This is a genomic window from Butyricimonas faecalis (assembly GCF_003991565.1).
GTDB lineage: Bacteria > Bacteroidota > Bacteroidia > Bacteroidales > Marinifilaceae > Butyricimonas > Butyricimonas faecalis.
The window spans coordinates 1278072-1295278 of sequence record NZ_CP032819.1 but is presented as its reverse complement, the minus strand read 5'-3'; the positions used below and the strand labels follow the sequence as shown (position 1 = coordinate 1295278).

The 17207-nt window shown below is 41.0% G+C and carries 14 protein-coding genes, 1 tRNA gene and 1 pseudogene; 9 read left to right on the top strand and 7 right to left on the bottom strand.

The window, feature by feature from the left end:
* The first annotated feature begins 108 nt into the window (after positions 1-108).
* On the top strand, positions 109-276 hold the full coding sequence (locus D8S85_RS21635; RefSeq protein WP_205702819.1) for a hypothetical protein: 168 nt from the start codon (positions 109-111) through the stop codon (positions 274-276).
* A 9-nt stretch (positions 277-285) separates the two neighbouring features.
* Here D8S85_RS21635 and D8S85_RS21630 read toward each other — a convergent pair whose 3' ends face one another.
* The 3 genes and pseudogenes from D8S85_RS21630 to D8S85_RS05710 all read right to left on the bottom strand — a co-directional run bounded on the left by D8S85_RS21630 (position 286) and on the right by D8S85_RS05710 (position 3200).
* Positions 286-537 (bottom strand): hypothetical protein, encoded by a 252-nt coding sequence (locus D8S85_RS21630; protein WP_032850301.1) that lies wholly within the window; start codon positions 535-537, stop codon positions 286-288.
* A gap of 340 nt (positions 538-877) precedes the next feature.
* A pseudogene (locus D8S85_RS05715) lies at positions 878-1945 on the bottom strand (site-specific integrase); the annotation flags it as partial.
* A gap of 31 nt (positions 1946-1976) precedes the next feature.
* Positions 1977-3200, bottom strand: coding sequence for a site-specific integrase (locus D8S85_RS05710; RefSeq protein ID WP_004303751.1), 1224 nt, complete (start codon positions 3198-3200; stop codon positions 1977-1979).
* A 412-nt stretch (positions 3201-3612) separates the two neighbouring features.
* On the opposite strand from D8S85_RS05710, the gene D8S85_RS05705 reads away from it, so the two are divergent.
* Together D8S85_RS05705 and D8S85_RS05700 are read left to right on the top strand one after the other, a co-directional pair.
* Entirely contained in the window at positions 3613-4674 is a 1062-nt protein-coding gene (locus D8S85_RS05705; RefSeq protein WP_106479985.1) for a hypothetical protein, read from the top strand.
* A gap of 367 nt (positions 4675-5041) precedes the next feature.
* Positions 5042-6223, top strand: coding sequence for an OmpA family protein (locus tag D8S85_RS05700; protein WP_228423143.1), 1182 nt, complete (start codon positions 5042-5044; stop codon positions 6221-6223).
* A 212-nt stretch (positions 6224-6435) separates the two neighbouring features.
* On the opposite strand, the gene D8S85_RS05695 is transcribed toward D8S85_RS05700, so the two are convergent.
* Positions 6436-6509, bottom strand: a tRNA-Asp gene (locus D8S85_RS05695).
* A gap of 298 nt (positions 6510-6807) precedes the next feature.
* On the opposite strand from D8S85_RS05695, the gene gcvH reads away from it, so the two are divergent.
* Entirely contained in the window at positions 6808-7182 is a 375-nt protein-coding gene (gcvH, locus tag D8S85_RS05690; RefSeq protein WP_106479984.1) for a glycine cleavage system protein GcvH, read from the top strand.
* A 100-nt stretch (positions 7183-7282) separates the two neighbouring features.
* A complete protein-coding gene (glmM, locus tag D8S85_RS05685; protein ID WP_106479983.1) occupies positions 7283-8665 on the top strand; it encodes a phosphoglucosamine mutase in 1383 nt (460 codons plus the stop codon).
* Between the two features lie 52 nt (positions 8666-8717).
* On the opposite strand, the gene D8S85_RS05680 is transcribed toward glmM, so the two are convergent.
* Entirely contained in the window at positions 8718-9896 is a 1179-nt protein-coding gene (locus D8S85_RS05680) for a class I SAM-dependent rRNA methyltransferase (protein WP_106479982.1), read from the bottom strand.
* A gap of 150 nt (positions 9897-10046) precedes the next feature.
* Entirely contained in the window at positions 10047-10295 is a 249-nt protein-coding gene (locus tag D8S85_RS05675; RefSeq protein ID WP_106479981.1) for a DNA-binding protein, read from the bottom strand.
* Between the two features lie 235 nt (positions 10296-10530).
* Between D8S85_RS05675 and D8S85_RS05670 the strand changes: the two genes are divergently transcribed.
* From D8S85_RS05670 to D8S85_RS05660, 3 genes are all read left to right on the top strand, one after another.
* Positions 10531-11835, top strand: a complete 1305-nt coding sequence (locus tag D8S85_RS05670) for a DEAD/DEAH box helicase (protein ID WP_106479980.1) — start codon at positions 10531-10533, stop codon at positions 11833-11835.
* 248 nt (positions 11836-12083) lie between these two features.
* On the top strand, positions 12084-13460 hold the full coding sequence (locus tag D8S85_RS05665) for a tryptophanase (protein ID WP_106479978.1): 1377 nt from the start codon (positions 12084-12086) through the stop codon (positions 13458-13460).
* Between the two features lie 536 nt (positions 13461-13996).
* Positions 13997-14785, top strand: coding sequence for a phosphatase PAP2 family protein (locus D8S85_RS05660; RefSeq protein ID WP_106479977.1), 789 nt, complete (start codon positions 13997-13999; stop codon positions 14783-14785).
* A 916-nt stretch (positions 14786-15701) separates the two neighbouring features.
* On the opposite strand, the gene D8S85_RS05655 is transcribed toward D8S85_RS05660, so the two are convergent.
* Positions 15702-16196, bottom strand: a complete 495-nt coding sequence (locus tag D8S85_RS05655; RefSeq protein ID WP_106479976.1) for a GNAT family N-acetyltransferase — start codon at positions 16194-16196, stop codon at positions 15702-15704.
* A gap of 285 nt (positions 16197-16481) precedes the next feature.
* On the opposite strand from D8S85_RS05655, the gene D8S85_RS05650 reads away from it, so the two are divergent.
* Positions 16482-17111 (top strand): helix-turn-helix domain-containing protein, encoded by a 630-nt coding sequence (locus tag D8S85_RS05650; protein ID WP_158641511.1) that lies wholly within the window; start codon positions 16482-16484, stop codon positions 17109-17111.
* Positions 17112-17207 lie beyond the last annotated feature (96 nt).

Genomic DNA, 17207 nt, shown 5'->3' with positions numbered 1-17207 from the left:
TTTTCGACAGAATACTACCTGAGCCTGCGAAGTGTGGAGATTGTGGCTAAAAAATTTGTGTTCCTAATCCCGTCTTTACCTTTGCCCCTGCAACGAAAATGACCACTGATGCCGTCTGGAATGGCGACATGGGGACATTGGCATACACTTGGAGAGACGGAAAGGAAAAGGGGGAAGTATGTGAAATGGCGCAACGCGCCACAGGAAAATCGAAAGGGCGGCGCAACTGACAAGGGAAAGCCTCGCTTTCCTGCCGCCGTGACGGAAGTCCCGTGACCGTCATTGTCATGCGGGCATGGCTTGCGGTCGCGGGTGTTCCTCCGGCGGCATCTGTCTGAAAATGGTCTTGCCTGCCATTGCTCCGATTGGCAACGGCAGGGCAAGACGGTTGGAAGACAGGCCACACATGACAGCCGGGAATAGTCGCAGGAGCAGATTCACGCTTGCCGTGTCCTGCATCCGGCGGCATTTCCGGCTGACAACGGAAACGAAAAAAGAAAAACGAATAAGACGGTCTTGGCCGTTCAGCACAAGCACATAAAAGAAGTGTCCGCGACGATGGCAGTGTCACTGGTGACATTGTGGTCGTCGTGGGCTTTTCTTTGCTTGTGCTGCTTCTGAAATGGGCTTGCGCACATCAAGCCGGAAGCCGTTTTCAGAACAGGAAAAATGATGGAGGATAAAATTTGCGGGCGAAATAAAATTGCGGGAAATTTTGCAAAGACGGGGACTGTTTTGTACCTTTGCAAAAAGTAAGGACGTTCTTTCGCTTGATGCAAAATGAGGCAGATTATAGAAGTTCGCTGGTTTCTAAACCGTTAACAAGTCTGTTTTGTTTCTCTGTTAATTATCTCATAGCTTGAAAGATACAATTTTTATTGTGTCTTGCCTTGTGAAAGGTCATGTCGAAGCCGTATGTCCGTCCCAGTTCTCTGGTGAGCTTGATGAGATACCCCCGGCAATAGAGGTTGAAAATCCTGTCGCTTTTACGCTCGTGGCGGTATTTCTCGATGATCTGCAACGGCACGTTCAGCAGGCGGATGGCCGAGGGCGTTTCGGTCTTCTGGCGCCGGATGTGTATCCAGTACGTTCCGTCGTCCGACTGCGTGATGTCTTTTTCGGACAAGCGTTTCAGGTCGGCGTAGGACAACCCCGTGAAGGTAGCGAAGAGAAACCAGTCCCGCACCCGCTGGAGGTTGGGTTTATCGACGGGAGTTTCCATCAGCTTTTTGAGGTCTTCGAGTTTCAAATGGCGGCTCTTGCGCCGGGGCAGTTCCGGGTGCAGCTTCCCGTAAGGGTCGCGCCGGAGTGTACCCTGACTGACAGCCCGCTTGGTCATTTTCTTCAACCGGTAAAGATGCTCGTGTACTGTCTTGGGTTTCATTTCACGATCTGTACGTAGGAATATTTCAAAATCATCGTAGAACTCCCGGTCAAGGCTCCGCAACGCTACATCCTCCTTTTCCTTCCTTTTTTTCACGAAGGAGGCTAAAATATTATAGGAGTTCTCGTAACTTTCATAGGTTTCTTCCTTGCGATCCACGCCGACACGCTTGCGGAACTCCTCGTTATGCTCGCGGAACAAGGCAAGGAGGGTGAACGGTTTCTGCCCGATTCCTTCCACGGCGTTTTTGACCAGCTCGGCCGTCACGAAACCGAGGCTTTTACGAATATGACGGTAATGCCCGGTGATTTTTTCGGTCAGTTTCTCTATTGCCAGGTTTACCGTTCGGGCGTTCTCGCTTCGTCCGTTCGCCCTTTTGGTTTCCGGATTCCAAAGCGATGGATCGACAAACGCGTTGATATTGATCGGGGCCGACTTGGCGTCGATGCTTACCTTGCATAACAATTTACATGTTCCGTCCTTGCGGACTTTCGTGCGGTTGATGTAGAACAGCAGGGAGAACGTGCTGCGACGTTTTATCTCTTTATTATTCGTTTCCATAATCGTTGTGAATTTGATTGTCAATGATAGATTAAATAGCTACGGAGAAGCGGCCGGCAATCTTTTCCTCTAAAGACCGGGTATCCATGTCGATCTTGTCATCGGTCACTTTGGCGTAAATCTGCGTCGTGGAAATGCGGCTATGCCCCAGCATTTTACTGACGGTTTCAAGCGGGACACCATGCGAAAGCGTGATCTCGGTGGCGTAGGTATGGCGTCCGCAGTGAAAGACGAGCTTCCGTTCAATTCCGCAAATGGCGGCAATACGTTTCAGTGTCCGGTTGAGTTCGTTGTTGCTGTACATCGGCAGCAGTTTTCCTTCCGGGGCCATATCCCGGTACTTGTCGAGGATGAGCAACGGTATGTCGAGCAATGGCACTTCATAGTCGATTTTCGTCTTCTTGCGGGCGGTCTTGATCCATACCTCACCGTCCTCGGCCACTTCCAGATCCTCCGTCGTCAGGCGGCACATGTCCCCGTAAGGGATACCCGTGTAGCAGGAGAAGAGGAACAGGTCGCGGATATGGTAGAGTTTCGGGTCGTGCAGGGGTGTGGTCATCAGCCGTTGTAACTCCGCTGCGGTAAGGTATTTCTGTTCCCGCTCGGGATGTTCGGCTTCATAACCCGCGAACGGGTCGGCAGTGATAATCCCTTCCGCGATGGCTTCCCCGACAATCGTGTTCAACCGTGTGACAAGCAACACGATAGTTCCCAGGGCAAAGCGGCGCTCCGTGCGTAGGTAGAGGTCATAGTTGTCGATGAATGAACGGTTCAGGGCCGTGAAAGGAACATCCGACAACTTGTATTTCTCCTGGATGAAAGCGGCCACACAGTTACAAGCATAGCGGTAAGATTGCGCTGTTCCCTTTTCCCGGTTCACGCCGACACGTTTTTCGAAATGTTCGATGAACGTCCGGAAATAACCCAACAGGGTTTCCTGCCCGAAAGCCGTCCCCAACAACAGATTCCTTATTTCTTCAGCCGTTACATTCTCACGGGTGGCTGACAGTTCGTCATAAATGGAAATGGCTGAAGCTCGCAAATCGTCCAGTTGCCGGTTGATTTCCCGCGCGGCGTTACTTTTACCCGTGGCACGTCCGGATGCCCACAGTGCAGCGGGTACGGACATTTTCGCACTAAAAGCCGCTTCTGAAAATTTGCCGACAACAAGTTTCGCCATGACCGGGCAATGTCCCTCGTCATTCATTTCGCTCTTTTTGAGGTAGAACGTAACCGTTACATCCGTCTGTTTCATAACTCTATTTTTTATGTTGCAAAATTACTTGATATAGAGTTATTTACAGTTATGAAAATTATAGCGGAACAAAGAATAAAACCCCGGATGCCGGTAACATAACCTGTATTTCCATGAAAAACGGAAAAAAACGGTTATCTTTACGGGCAAAATATAGGGTTCTTTGCATGGTGAACGGTAAAACCGCAGGTGGTTAAGCGTTATTTTGCCGGATTATCCGGGGCTAAAAAAGGCAACGGATAAGTAGCAAATCTTTCTCTTAACCTTTCATTATCCTGCATTTTAGCGATTTGGAAAGGTATAGAAGAATTTGGCTTAACTCTCCTCAATACCAAACACTTACTTTATTTATCCAAATTTTGCCGTTTTTTTGCGAGTTCTTGTTATATTTGAAGAAAAATGAATCTTCGCTATGAAAAAGTGTATATTGTTGCTGTTTTTCATTATTCTTTGTTCGTATTCTTACTCTCAGATGGGTGGAGAACAATATTTTGTTGATATATACGGTGATTTGCGTTATGAATCCCGAGATGGATTTCAAGCATCGCTTTCCACGAATATTTTCGGGGATAAGGTTTACAAGGATAACCGGGGAAACAAGGTAAAGTATTCGAAGACGATGTGGGAGAGGGTGCCAGGGAAGGATAGACCTTGTTTTGAAGATTTCTTGTTTTCGGAACTGATACATAAATACTGTAATCGGAGAAATGTAAATGAAGTGTATGAAATCGATATTTTTGGAGATGCGCAATACAGAAGCAATCAAGGGCTGTCTATGACTTTAAAACGGAATATCATGGGCGAATTGGAATACTCTAGCAACGAGTTCCGGGCAACGTTAGGAAAAGATATTTTTGAAAATGTAATATACAAGGATAACCGGGGGAACAAAGTGACTTATTCAAAAGAGTTTCTTGGCAAGCTCCGGAGAGGAGGGCATAAAGGAGACAGTGATGTTGAAGAGTTTTTGTTGTTAGGATTGGCCAAAGATGTCGGAAAAAAGAAAAATTACACGGAAGAGTACACCGTGGATATATTCGGAAATGTTGAATACAAGAATAGCGAGGGGCGTAGGGTTTCGATAAAGAAAGATATGTTTGATGGTTTCGAGTACAAGGATAACCAGGGTGTTAGTCTTTCTATCCGGAAGGATATTTTTGATCATGTGCAAGTAAATGATGGCAGGGGAAATAACGTGGACATCGGGAGGGATATTTTCGGAGATCTTCAGGTGAAAGATAATAAGGGGAATAAGTGGAGTGTGGAACGGGATATATTTGGGGATTTGAAGTTCCGTCATAATTATAAAGAGTGTGCAACTTTGAAGAAGAATATTTTTGACGAGAGGGAATATTCTGATAACAAGGGAAATAAAGTTAAGTATTCGAAAGAGTCATGGGATAGGATGATAAAAAAATATGGGGATGATGAGAAAATTTTTTCTATGTTATTGAGAAAATTTTTTCTTCATTAAGGTCTTATTGTTGTGTGACAGGGATTTTGTCATGTACATGGCGACAATCGTATTGTGATCTGTCAATACGGCATGTGTTTGTTAGAGAAAGGTTGATTTGTGATTATTTTTTTTATATCCTTTATTTAAGCGATATAGATGTATTTGTGTCTTATGTTGTGTTTTATCGGTAAAAAGGTGTTGTTTTTGGTATAATTTTTGTTAATAAAATTCTTGTTTGAGTAGATATAAAGTTAATTAAAATTTTTAACGTGATTTTTCCCTATGAAGGTGTAACATTTTTGAAGGAAGTCACGTATTTAGAATGTTTTTAAGATTGACTTAGATATATAACAAGCAAACAATGGTTAACAAACAGATGATGAATATGAAAAAGACTTTTATGTTGTTATTTGTAGCGATTTTGCCGTTATTGGCTAGCGCACAAAAGGAAGAGGTTAAAGTGACTGTGGTAGAAGAGGAATCTACGACTCCATGGCGTGGTTTCGTTACCAATGGATTTTGGGATAACTGGTTTATCTCAATAGGTGCCGGTGGACAAGTTTATTTTGGAGAATGTGATAGCAAAGATGATTTCGGGCGTCGGATTACCCCGGCATTTGATTTCTCTGTGGGGAAATGGTTGATGCCGACATTAGGAGTTCGGGCTCAAGTGGGCGGTTTCACCTTAAAAGGTTTAACGGCTAATCCTGCTAATATTTACGCTAAGGGGCCTTCTCGTGTAGATGGGTATTACAAACAAAAATGGCAACAATTTAACGTGCATGTTGATGGATTGTTGAATCTTTCTAACTGGATTGGCGGTTATCGTACGGATCGTTTTTACGAAGCTGTTCCGTTTGCTGGTTTTGGTATGATTCATGGTTGTTCTTCTTTGGATAACACGAAATTCATGTTTGTGGCAGGTTTGATCAATAAAATGCGTTTATCTAACGCTTTTGATTTTAATATCGAAATCAAGGGTAATTTGGTACCTCAGGGATTTGACGGAGAAACCGGCGGTAGCAAGGGAGAAGGTATTTTGGGTGTAACAGCCGGGTTTACTTATAGATTCAACCAACGTAATTTTAGAAGAGAAAAACCGACAGAAATCATTTCTACGGGTGTTTCACCAGAAATGTTAAGTGCTGCAGAGGCTAAACTAGCAGAGCAAATTCGTCGTGCAGATCGTTTACAAGATGAGTTGAACCAAGCTCGTAAGGCTCAACCGCAAACTGTTAAAGAAGTGAAGGCTGCTCCATTGGCTATTTTCTTCAGTATCAATAAGGCAGATATTTCCAAAAAGGAAATGATTAACTTGAAGTACTACGCTGAGGTTATCAAGAGCAATCCGAATCAGGTTTACAAAGTTACCGGATATGCAGACAAAGCAACTGGTACTCCTGCTTACAATCAGAAATTGAGTGAAAAACGTGCACAAAACGTGGCAGACGCTTTAGTGAAAAAATTTGGTGTTAAGGCCAGTCAATTGCAAGTTGTTGGTAAAGGTGGTGTTGATAACCTTTACGAGGGAGGAGTTCAATTGAGCCGTGCGGTTATTGTTGAGTAATATTAAGACAACATAACTACTAACCATTACATTTTAAAGGGGGTGATTTTTAAGCCTCCTGCAAATTTTTGCCAAAGGAAATCGTGATAAAATGTATTTTATTGCGGTTTTCTTTTTTTTTGCACGGGTAAAATTAATAGCTGATTCGAATGTTTTCTTTTTTCACTTTAATAGAAAAATGCCTGTTAGTCGATCGACTAACAGGCATTTTGCGGTTCGGACGGGACTCGAACCCGCGACCCCATGCGTGACAGGCATGTATTCTAACCAGCTGAACTACCGAACCTTTTCGCATCAAGTAACCGTTGTTACTCTCAATTGCGGTGCAAAGATAGATAGTTTTTCTTATTATACAATATTTCGGTTCTGAAAAAATGGGGAAAATTACATTTTTATTGCAGAAGAAAATATTCTTGAGGGCCCGAAAATAAAGGGATACGGATTGTTTGTATTGAGAATGAATGGGTTATTAATAAAAGTGATAAAGTGTAGACTAAAATTTCAATTTACGGTTTTGGAGTGTAATTTTTTCCTTATATTTGTGGCACATAATAATTGTCAAATTTAATTTAACTTATAAGATAATGAACGTACCTGCAGAATTAAAGTACACTAAAGAACACGAATGGATTCGTGTTGAGGGTGAAGAAGCATATGTTGGAATTACTGACTATGCACAAAGTCAATTAGGTGATATCGTGTTTGTTGAGGTTGAAACTGAAGGTGACAACCTGGAGGCTGGAGATACTTTCGGTAGTATTGAGGCTGTAAAGACTGTTTCTGATTTGTATATGCCGGTTGCCGGAGAGGTATTGGAATTCAATTCAGAATTGGAAGATCAACCTGACTTGGTAAACAAAGATCCTTATGGAAAAGGTTGGATTATCAAGGTGAAAATTGAAGACGAAGCACAATTAGATGGATTGTTAAACGCAGACGCTTATAAGGCATCTATCTAATTTTATTGATAAAGAGGGGACTGTATGTGTTATCTCAAAAGGGTAACGAATACAGTCCCTTTATTTTTGTTTATGGTTGCACATTTCAATTTTAAATTTTATGACATTAATTAAATCTATATCTGGTATCCGGGGAACAGTAGGTGGACGTCCGGGTGATAACTTGACCCCCTTGGATATTGTTAAGTTTGTTTCGGCTTATGCTACTTGGTTGAAGACTGGGGCTGGGAAGAAGAGGGCTAAAATCGTGTTGGGACGTGATGCTCGTATTTCCGGGGATATGTATGCTAAATTGGTTGAAGCTACCTTGTCCGGTTTGGGGCATGATGTGGTTAATATTGGTTTGGCGACAACTCCAACCACGGAGATTGCCGTTACCGCGGAACAGGCTGATGGAGGTATTATTTTGACGGCGAGTCACAACCCGAAGCAATGGAATGCTCTAAAATTATTGAATAACCGGGGAGAATTCCTTTCTGCTGAGGATGGAGCTCAAGTGCTACAAATGGCAGAGCAAGAATCGTTTGAATATGCAGAGGTGGATGAGTTGGGTACAATTACTTGTAAGGATTATACAGATTATCATATTCAACACGTGTTGGACTTGAAACTCGTGAACCGAGAAGCTATTGCTAAGTCAAACTTGAAAGTTGTTGTAGATGCGGTGAATTCCGTGGGTGGGACCGTGATTCCCGCCTTGTTAAAAGCTTTGGGAGTGAAAGAGGTTGTCGAGTTGAATTGTGATCCCACGGGGCATTTTGCTCATAATCCGGAACCCATTCCGGAGAATTTGACCCAGATTTCAGAAAAGATTAAGGAGTGTGGAGCGGATTTAGGTATCGTGGTCGATCCGGATGTTGACCGTTTAGCATTAGTTTGTGAGAACGGGGAGATGTTCGTGGAGGAATACACGCTGGTAGCTGTTGCTGATTATGTGTTGAAACATACACCGGGAAATACGGTTTCTAATCTTTCTTCTTCCCGTGCTTTACGGGATGTAACGTTAGCTCATGGACAACAATATAACGCTGCGGCCGTGGGTGAGGTGAACGTGGTGACCAAGATGAAAGAGACAAATACGGTGATTGGTGGTGAAGGAAATGGTGGCGTTATCTATCCAGAAAGCCATTACGGACGTGATGCTTTGGTAGGCGTTGGCTTATTCCTTTCTCACTTTGTGGCAGAAGGAAAGAGTATGACGGCTTTAAAAGCAACTTACCCGCAATATTTTATCTCGAAAAATAAACTAACGCTTTCTCCTGATATGGATGTGGATAAGATATTGGAGGGATTGAAAGAGAAATATGCTTCGGAAGAGATCACTGATATCGATGGTGTGAAAATTGATTTCAAAGATGGTTGGGTACATCTGCGTAAATCTAATACAGAACCGATTATACGGATTTATTCTGAGTCGAAAGATGAAGCGGCAGCCAATCGATTGGCAGAAGAAGTTATAAAGGTGGCCAAAAGCCTGTATTAGCAAAGGGAGGTGTCAAAACTCTTTCAATCAAAAAATGAGTTTTGACACTCTTTTATTCCACGTATAGTACCAATCCCTTCAAATATTCTCCTTCGGGGTGGTAGATGCTGATCGGGTGATCGGCAGGTTGTGTTAATTGGTGTAAGATTTTAACTTTCCTGCCTGTATTGGCTGCTGCGGTGAAAACCGTTTGACGGAAAAGGTCTTTTGTCATGACTTGTGAACAAGAGAAGGTAAAGATTAATCCACCGGGTTTTACAACTTCGATACCTTTACGATTTAGTTTTTTATATCCTTGAATGGCATTGTCTAACACATTCTGGTGTTTAGCAAATGCGGGTGGATCAAGAATGATCAAGTCATATTTATTGTGTGATTTATCAAGGAATTTAAAGGCATCTTCCACGAAAGCTTCATGGCGAGTGTCTCCGGGGAAATTGAGTTCCACGTTTTGGTTGGTTAATTCGATGGCTCTGGCCGAGGCATCCACCGAATGTACTAGTTTTGCCCCACCCCGCATGGCGTAGAATGAGAATCCTCCCGTGTAACAGAACATATTGAGGACGTTCTTGTCGTGGGCATATTGTTCCAGTAAACGTCGATTTTCCCGTTGATCGACAAAGAAGCCGGTTTTTTGACCTTCCAGCCAGTCTACGTTGAATTTTAATCCGTTTTCGATGGCAATAAAGTTATCGGTGTGACCGTACAAATAGCCGTTCTTGGGGTTAAGTCCCGCTTTAAAAGGAAGAGTTCCTTCCGATTTGTCATATATGGCAATGAGTTTGTCACTCATGACTTCTAACAGGGCTTTTGAGATGTCTTCCCGGGCTTTATACATTCCCACGGAATGGAATTGCACAACGGCAACTCCCGCGTAATAATCAATGACAAGTCCCGAAAGGTCATCGCCTTCCCCGTGAACAAGGCGGTACACGTTGTTATTCGGATTAGTTGCTAAACCGATAATTACACGAGTCTGGTAGGCTTGACGGATACGTTCCACCCAGAAATCATAGTCAATTTTCTCTTCCTTGAATGTGAGAACACGCACGGCAATACTTCCTATCTGGTAGTGACCTGTGGCGAGATATTCGTCATCGCTGTTATACACTTGAACGACGTCTCCCTCTTGCACGTCACCCTTGATTTTGGCTATTGCTCCCGAGAAGACCCACGGGTGAAGTCTGTATAAAGATCTTTCTTTACCGGCTTTTAGGACTATTTTGCTCATAATTATTCATGTCGCCTTGCGACGTTACTGGTTACAGATTGACAAGTAGCAGGATTGCCTGTGACTTGATGGGACAAAAGTAGATAAAAAAGTGGTAAAAAAATACCGGGAACACTATTTTACTGTTTCCCGGTGTTAAAATCTTTATTGCTACACGTTCAAAAGTTCTCTTGCCTTGTCTAGAATGGCCGTGTCGTCCAGAATGACGAGTCCGCCGTCAGGTCCTTGTTCAACATGTATGCCTGCGCTTGATCCCCCGTTGTCATAATTATCAGCTCCGAAGTAGTTACGTACGGTGTCTGTGCTGATACCTAAGTCTTCTGCAATTCTCTGCATACTTCCATGAGGTAGCATGTCTTTGATTTTTCTCAGCTCGTTAAAAGTAATAGTATAAGTCATAACGTAGTAATTTTAGAGGTTTTATGTGCAATAAATTTAGAAATATATTTTGATAAAAACAAATGAAAAGTTTATTATTTGCATTTTTGTTACAAATGTAATTTTTGTTATTGTGCTGAATGTTAGATGTTTGTTTTGTGTATTTAGATGCAATTTATTTTATAAATAAATTTATTTCGTGTAAGGCACTACTTTTTGTACCTTTGTAACCGTATAGTTTTAAAACGTAACATGTATGGGATTTCAGAATTTGAATGTAAGTAAGCAGATATTGATGGCATTGGAAGAGGCTGGTTTCGAGAACCCGACTCCTATTCAGGAAGAAGTATTTTCGGTCAGTCGCTCCGGGAGGGATTTGATTGGCATTGCCCAGACCGGTACAGGAAAGACGTTGGCTTACTTGATCCCGATGTTGATGAAATTACATTATGCGCAAGGGTTGGTGCCTCGGGCATTGGTGATTGTTCCCACGCGGGAATTGGTGGTGCAGGTGTGCGAGAGTGTTGAGTTGTTGACGGAATTTATGGATATTCGTTGCGTGGGTGTGTACGGGGGAACGAATATTCGGACACAGCAGGATCGAGTGTTTGAAGGTGTGGACTTGCTTGTGGCTACTCCGGGGCGTTTCATGGATATATACTATAATGGCATTATTCGTACGAAAATGATTAAGACAGTCGTGGTGGATGAGGCCGATCGGTTGATGGACTTAGGTTTCTTGCCGCAGTTGAAAGGGATTTTCGAGGTTTTGCCGGAGAAACATCAAACGATGTTGTTTTCCGCTACATTCTCGGAGGCGGTGGAGAGTCTGTCGCATGATTTTTTGAAAGACCCGGTGCGAGTGGAAGTGGCTCGTCAAGCAACTCCCGTGGCCAACGTGAAACAGTATCGTTATGATGTACCGAATATTTCTACCAAGATCAATTTATTGAAGTTGTTGCTTGCCGACAAGGAGAACTTCAAGAAAGTGATGATTTTTACCGAGACGAAGAAAAATGCGGATCGTATAGTGGAGCGTTTGGCTGATCACTGGAAAGGTGAGTTAAGTGTTATTCACTCGAATAAGGCTCAGAATACTCGTCTGAAGGCTTTGAGGGCATTTAAAGAGGGGGAGACTCGTATCATGGTAGCCTCTGATGTGGCAGCTCGTGGTATTGACGTGCAGGACGTGAGTCATGTGATTAATTTTGATATACCTTCTTTGGCGGAAGAGTACGTGCATCGAATCGGGCGTACGGCTCGTGCAGGAAAAGAAGGGGCTGCTATCAGTTTCGTGTCGGAAGTTGAGGAAGATCGTTTCATGGATATTGAACGTCTGATCAATCAAGAAGTTGAAATACTTGATTTGCCAGAAAAGTTGGAAATTTCTCAGTTGTTGCTGGAAGAAGAACAGGTGCAGACAAATAATATTGTCTACCAGCGAGGAAAACCGCAAGGAGGCGGGGCTTTTCATGCTAAAAAGGCGAAAAATACATACACAGCCGAAGATAACCGGAGAAACGTGATGAAGAAACGAATGGCAAAGAAAAAGAAAAAGTAATAAAAAAAAGATCAAGAAATTCTTGGTCTTTTTTTTTATTTTTCTCAAATTTGCTACGATGAAAGATAAAAGTATCATATTAGTAAGTAAACTTTTCTTGAATATTAAGAAACGCGACACCTTTGTTGATTGAAGGTGATGGTTTTTATATCCCCACTTACATGCTTATTTTTTATGACCATTCGGTCATTCTTTGAGAATTATATTACAATTAATTTATATCATTAACTATTTAAAGTTTAAAGATTATGGAATTACCTTTTGCAGAATCGTGGAAGATTAAAATGGTAGAACCCATTCGTAAAAGTACTCGTGAAGAGAGAGAACAATGGATTAAAGAGGCTCATTATAACGTATTCCAATTACGTGCAGAACATGTGTATATAGACTTGTTGACAGATTCGGGAACCGGCTCAATGAGTGACCGTCAGTGGGCAGGTATGATGTTGGGTGATGAAAGTTATGCAGGTGCATCTTCTTTCTTTAACTTGAAAAACATGATTACCCGTTTGACAGGATTTGATTACGTGATCCCGACTCACCAGGGACGTGCAGCCGAGAACGTGCTTTTCTCTTATCTCGTAAAGGAGGGTGATATCGTGCCGGGTAACTCTCATTTTGACACGACGAAAGGTCATATTGAGGGGCGTAAGGCTATCGCTTGGGACGTGACAATCGATGAGGCAAAAGATACCCAGTTGGAAATTCCTTTTAAAGGAAATCTTGACCCGAAAAAATTGGAAGCGGTATTGGCAGAACATGCTGATAAGATTCCGTTTATCATTGTAACGATAACGAATAACACGGCTGGTGGACAACCTGTTTCTATGAAAAATATCAAGGAAGTTCGTGCTATAGCTGACAAATATGGCAAACGAGTAGTGTTCGACTCGGCTCGTTTTGCTGAAAATGCATACTTTATCAAAACTCGTGAGGAAGGTTATCAGAACAAGACGATTAAAGAGATCGTGAAAGAAATGTTCGATAATGCTGACGGTATGACCATGAGTGCGAAGAAAGATGCTATCGTGAATATGGGTGGATTCATTGCAACTCGTCATCAAGATTGGTACGATGGAGCTAAAGGTTTCTGCGTACAGTTCGAAGGTTACCTGACATACGGGGGTATGAATGGTCGCGATATGAATGCTTTGGCTATCGGTTTGGATGAAAATACCGAATTCGATAATTTGGAAACTCGTATTAAGCAAGTAGAGTATTTGGCAAAACGTTTGGATGAATTCGGAATTCCTTATCAACGTCCTGCCGGAGGTCATGCCTTGTTTATTGACGCTCCGAAAGTGTTGACTCATGTACCGAAGGAAGAATTCCCGGCTCAAACGTTGACTGTCGAGTTGTATTTGGAAGCCGGTATCCGCGGCTGTGAGATCGGGTATATCTTGGCTGATCGTGATCCGGTAACTCGAGAGAATCGTTTTGGTGGTTTGGATCTTCTCCGTTTGGCTATTCCGAGAAGAGTATACACGAATAACCACATGGACGTGATCGCTGTTGCTTTGAAGAATGTATTTGATCGTCGTGAGCAGATTACTCGTGGTTTCCGGATTACTTGGGAAGCACCGTTAATGCGTCACTTCACTGTTCAATTGGAGCGTGCTAAATAATAATCAAGAAGGGGTGTTTAAACCCCTTCTTTTATTTTAAATATTTATCGGTTTGGCTTAACCGATTGAGAAATAAACTTTTCGTACTATTTCCTGCAATTTGCATTACTATGCTGTCAAATAATTCTTTCATCTGTAGATAAATAGTTTTTTTGAACACGCAAAATATAGGTATTCGTTTTGAAAAATAATCTTTAAGATTAGCCATTCTCAACACATATCGCTATCTTTGCTGCATTAAAACATTAATAACCAGTAATACAAATTAAGAAAAGAGATAATTTTAACATAACATATTAATAGCGTTTACTATTATTCGATATACTCTGAAAATTTGGCGATTAGATGATGTATAGACACGAATAAGTTCAGTGAACGCCTACGCTATGCGTGGGTGGAACTTATCGTCTATACGGGTTACGCCAAATACCTCAGAGTTAGATAAGTGAAGCTCACGCTTCATTTTTCTTGCGCTGAGGTATTTATCGTTTTACCCGTATTATCAAGATTATGGTTTGCGCATAAAAACAGCGTAGATGAAAATTTATTATTTCGAGAAAGTTAGCTTATTTATAATAGGCTTTCTTACGTATTGTGTCGTACCTGCACATGCGCAAGTTCAAAAGCAGGATAGCCTTCACCAAACTGTATCTCTCCAACATGTTACAGATGATACACATAATTTAAGGCTTAAGGAAGTATTAATTCCAACTGCAGTGATTGGTGCTTCCGCACTGTTTGTTCATAATGGATGGTTAACCAAACAAAGGGAAAATGTTCAAAACGTCCTTTCTGCCAAAGGAAAATATAAATTCAAACTTGATGATCATAGCCAATATGCTCCCATGGTGGCTGTCTATGGATTGAATTTATGTGGGATAAAGGGGAAGCATGGATTTAAGGATAGAACAATAATCCTTGCAATGTCTTATGCAACAGTTGGTATTCTTGTCAATACTATGAAATTTGTCTTTAAGGAAAAAAGACCGGATAGCAATGCCCGTAATTCGTTCCCTTCGGGGCATACTGCCACGGCATTTATGGGTGCTGAATTTCTTTATAAAGAGTACAAGGATGTTTCGCCGTGGATTGGATATACTGGATATGCGGTTGCAGCTACTACCGGATATTTGAGAATATATAATAATCGACACTACATCAACGATGTGATTGCGGGGGCTTGTATAGGAATAACCAGTGTAAAGCTTACTTATTGGCTATACTCTAAATGTTTCAAAAAGGCTAAATGTAATAAGGCAACTTTTGCAAGTGTGCCATATTACTCTTCGGATGGCTGGGGAATGAATATGTGTATCGTATTCTGAGATTTCGAGAACGATTTTTTATCCCTTCGGGACATTCGGTGAATTTTTGTATCTTCGGGGGGAGGGTGGCTGAAAGTCGTTCCCTCCGGGAGTACAAAGAGATTGCCCTTGAACCCGCTTACGAAGCATGAAGGTGGAGATTGTTTCCTCAACGGTGTAGTCGCTTGACCTTGCTGCAGATTTTAAAGCCCATGCCTACTTTGCCTTTCCTCCCATAAGTTTTTGATAGCAGCGGTTTTCATACACACGAATTCTATCAACAGTATGGTTGATTCGATGAGCTTCAATACTCTTGCCCGAAGCACGGTTATTCTTTATGTCCAACTTGCAACTGAATATTTGCTTTCGCCATTCACTGTAAGGCGGGTACATCAGGGGTAGGTTGCCGTTGGGCTTGGCGTGGCTTTTCTTCCTCTGGAATAACACATTGAATATACTTCGCAAACTCCCGACCGAAAAGCTAAAAATGAAAAATATGATAATTATCTGAAAAGTCAATATGATTGGTGTTAAGTAATTCCGGTTACTGGATTGCTAAAATGCCGTTTTGAGCAGAGTGCGGTAAACAATCAGTTTCTACACTATTACCCATTTTTGACAGAGTGAAACACAGTGATTTGATAGCCTTCATTGACTGCTTATAACACTGTTTGTCTGTGGTTTTACATTTCTCAAACGACTCATAAAAAGTGATTTTATCAACTTGAAAATGTGCGTCTTATGAGTAACGAATTGAGATCCTTATTTCTGATAAATCATTCATAAGCATAAATTTTAATTTGTAAATATTAATATTTAGATCAAGTTATATTTCATTTTTATGCTACATGAATATTAATTACTTATAACAAAATGATTTAGCTTGTTTATATTTCTCGTATTGGCATTTCTTTCATAATCCCAATCTTATAGTTCGTTAAATGGATGATATTCTCTTTTTCATTTTTATTAATGCTAATGATTCGTTTTGAAAGTTCAACCATTTTTCTATCTTGCATGGCATATAGCCTAATTTAGAATATAATAGGATACCTTTTGTGTTCGTGTTAAAACATGAAAGATAAAGTCTTGAAATACCGTATTTTTCTATGGCAATTTGCTCCATAGTATGAATTAGGTATTTGCCGATTCCAAGATTCCGATAGTTAGCATCTATCACTACATTTCCTATTGAGGCATATTGACTTTTCTTTACCTCATAGAAATTTGCAAACCCAACAATAATGTTGTTAAATAATATAACTGTGGAATCGAATCGGCTATTAATGGCAAATTCTAATTGACGTTCAGTCAATGGATATTCAGCTTTAGGAAACATAAAAAACAATTCTTCCTCATCTTTAGGAAACTGACATATTCTTTTAAGATCACTAACTTCAACAGTCCTATGCGATAAATAATTTGTTTCCATAATATAAATTTATTACGTATATATTTGTAATGCAAAGATATAGTCGAAAGATTAAATAGTGAAATTAACTATGCTAAAGAATAGCCTTATTGGTGGATTTATTATCTTTACACTTTACAAATGGAAAGCAACATGACAACTAAATCCTCATTCGTTTCATCGCATCCGTTTCACATCTTTGATACAGAAGATAGTATCGACTATTCTGAACGGAACCAACATTTTATCCAATGTTTGAAAGCATTTGAGGCTTTTATGGATATTGATGCTTATATTCTTGATTATATGAATAAAAAGATACTGTATGTTACAAAAGGAAGCTCGCTCTTTTTTGAAAATACTTTGGATGACATCCAAAGAGAAGGGTATCTATATTTTGAGAAATTTATACACGAGAAGGATATTGAGGCAAGAGCTCCTTGTAATAGAAGGGTTTTTGAATATTTCTATTCTTTACCATTGAATAAGAGATTGAATTTCAACGGTTATTATACATATGATTTGAGAGTCAGGGATAGAAGAGGTAAAATGGTTCTGATAAACCAAAAGATAACCATACTTGATTTAACCAATGACGGTATAATAAGATTGACACTTTGTGTTATCAGCTATCCTACCGCAGAAAAGCCGGGCAATGCCTATTTGAAACTGAACGACAATTCCGTTGTTTGGCAATATATACCATCTATAGATAAGTTTGTGGAAGTAAAAACCCAAAGACTTACCTCAAAGGCAATGATGATTTTGAAACTCGCAAGTAATGGAAAAACTGAGACTGAAATGGCCGGAATTCTTGGAATATCACTTCCCACAGTTAAATACCATAAGAAAAAGATATTTGCACGTATTGGAGTGAAAAATACTGCCGAAGCCATTCAATGGATGAATAACCAAAAGAAATTGGTTAAAAGATAGACGATTAGTTGATATATAAAAATAGTTGTTTACCTTTGTAATGAGTTATTTGAAGCGATGGAAAAACATCGTAAACTAAAGTAGTTTGCTCATTTT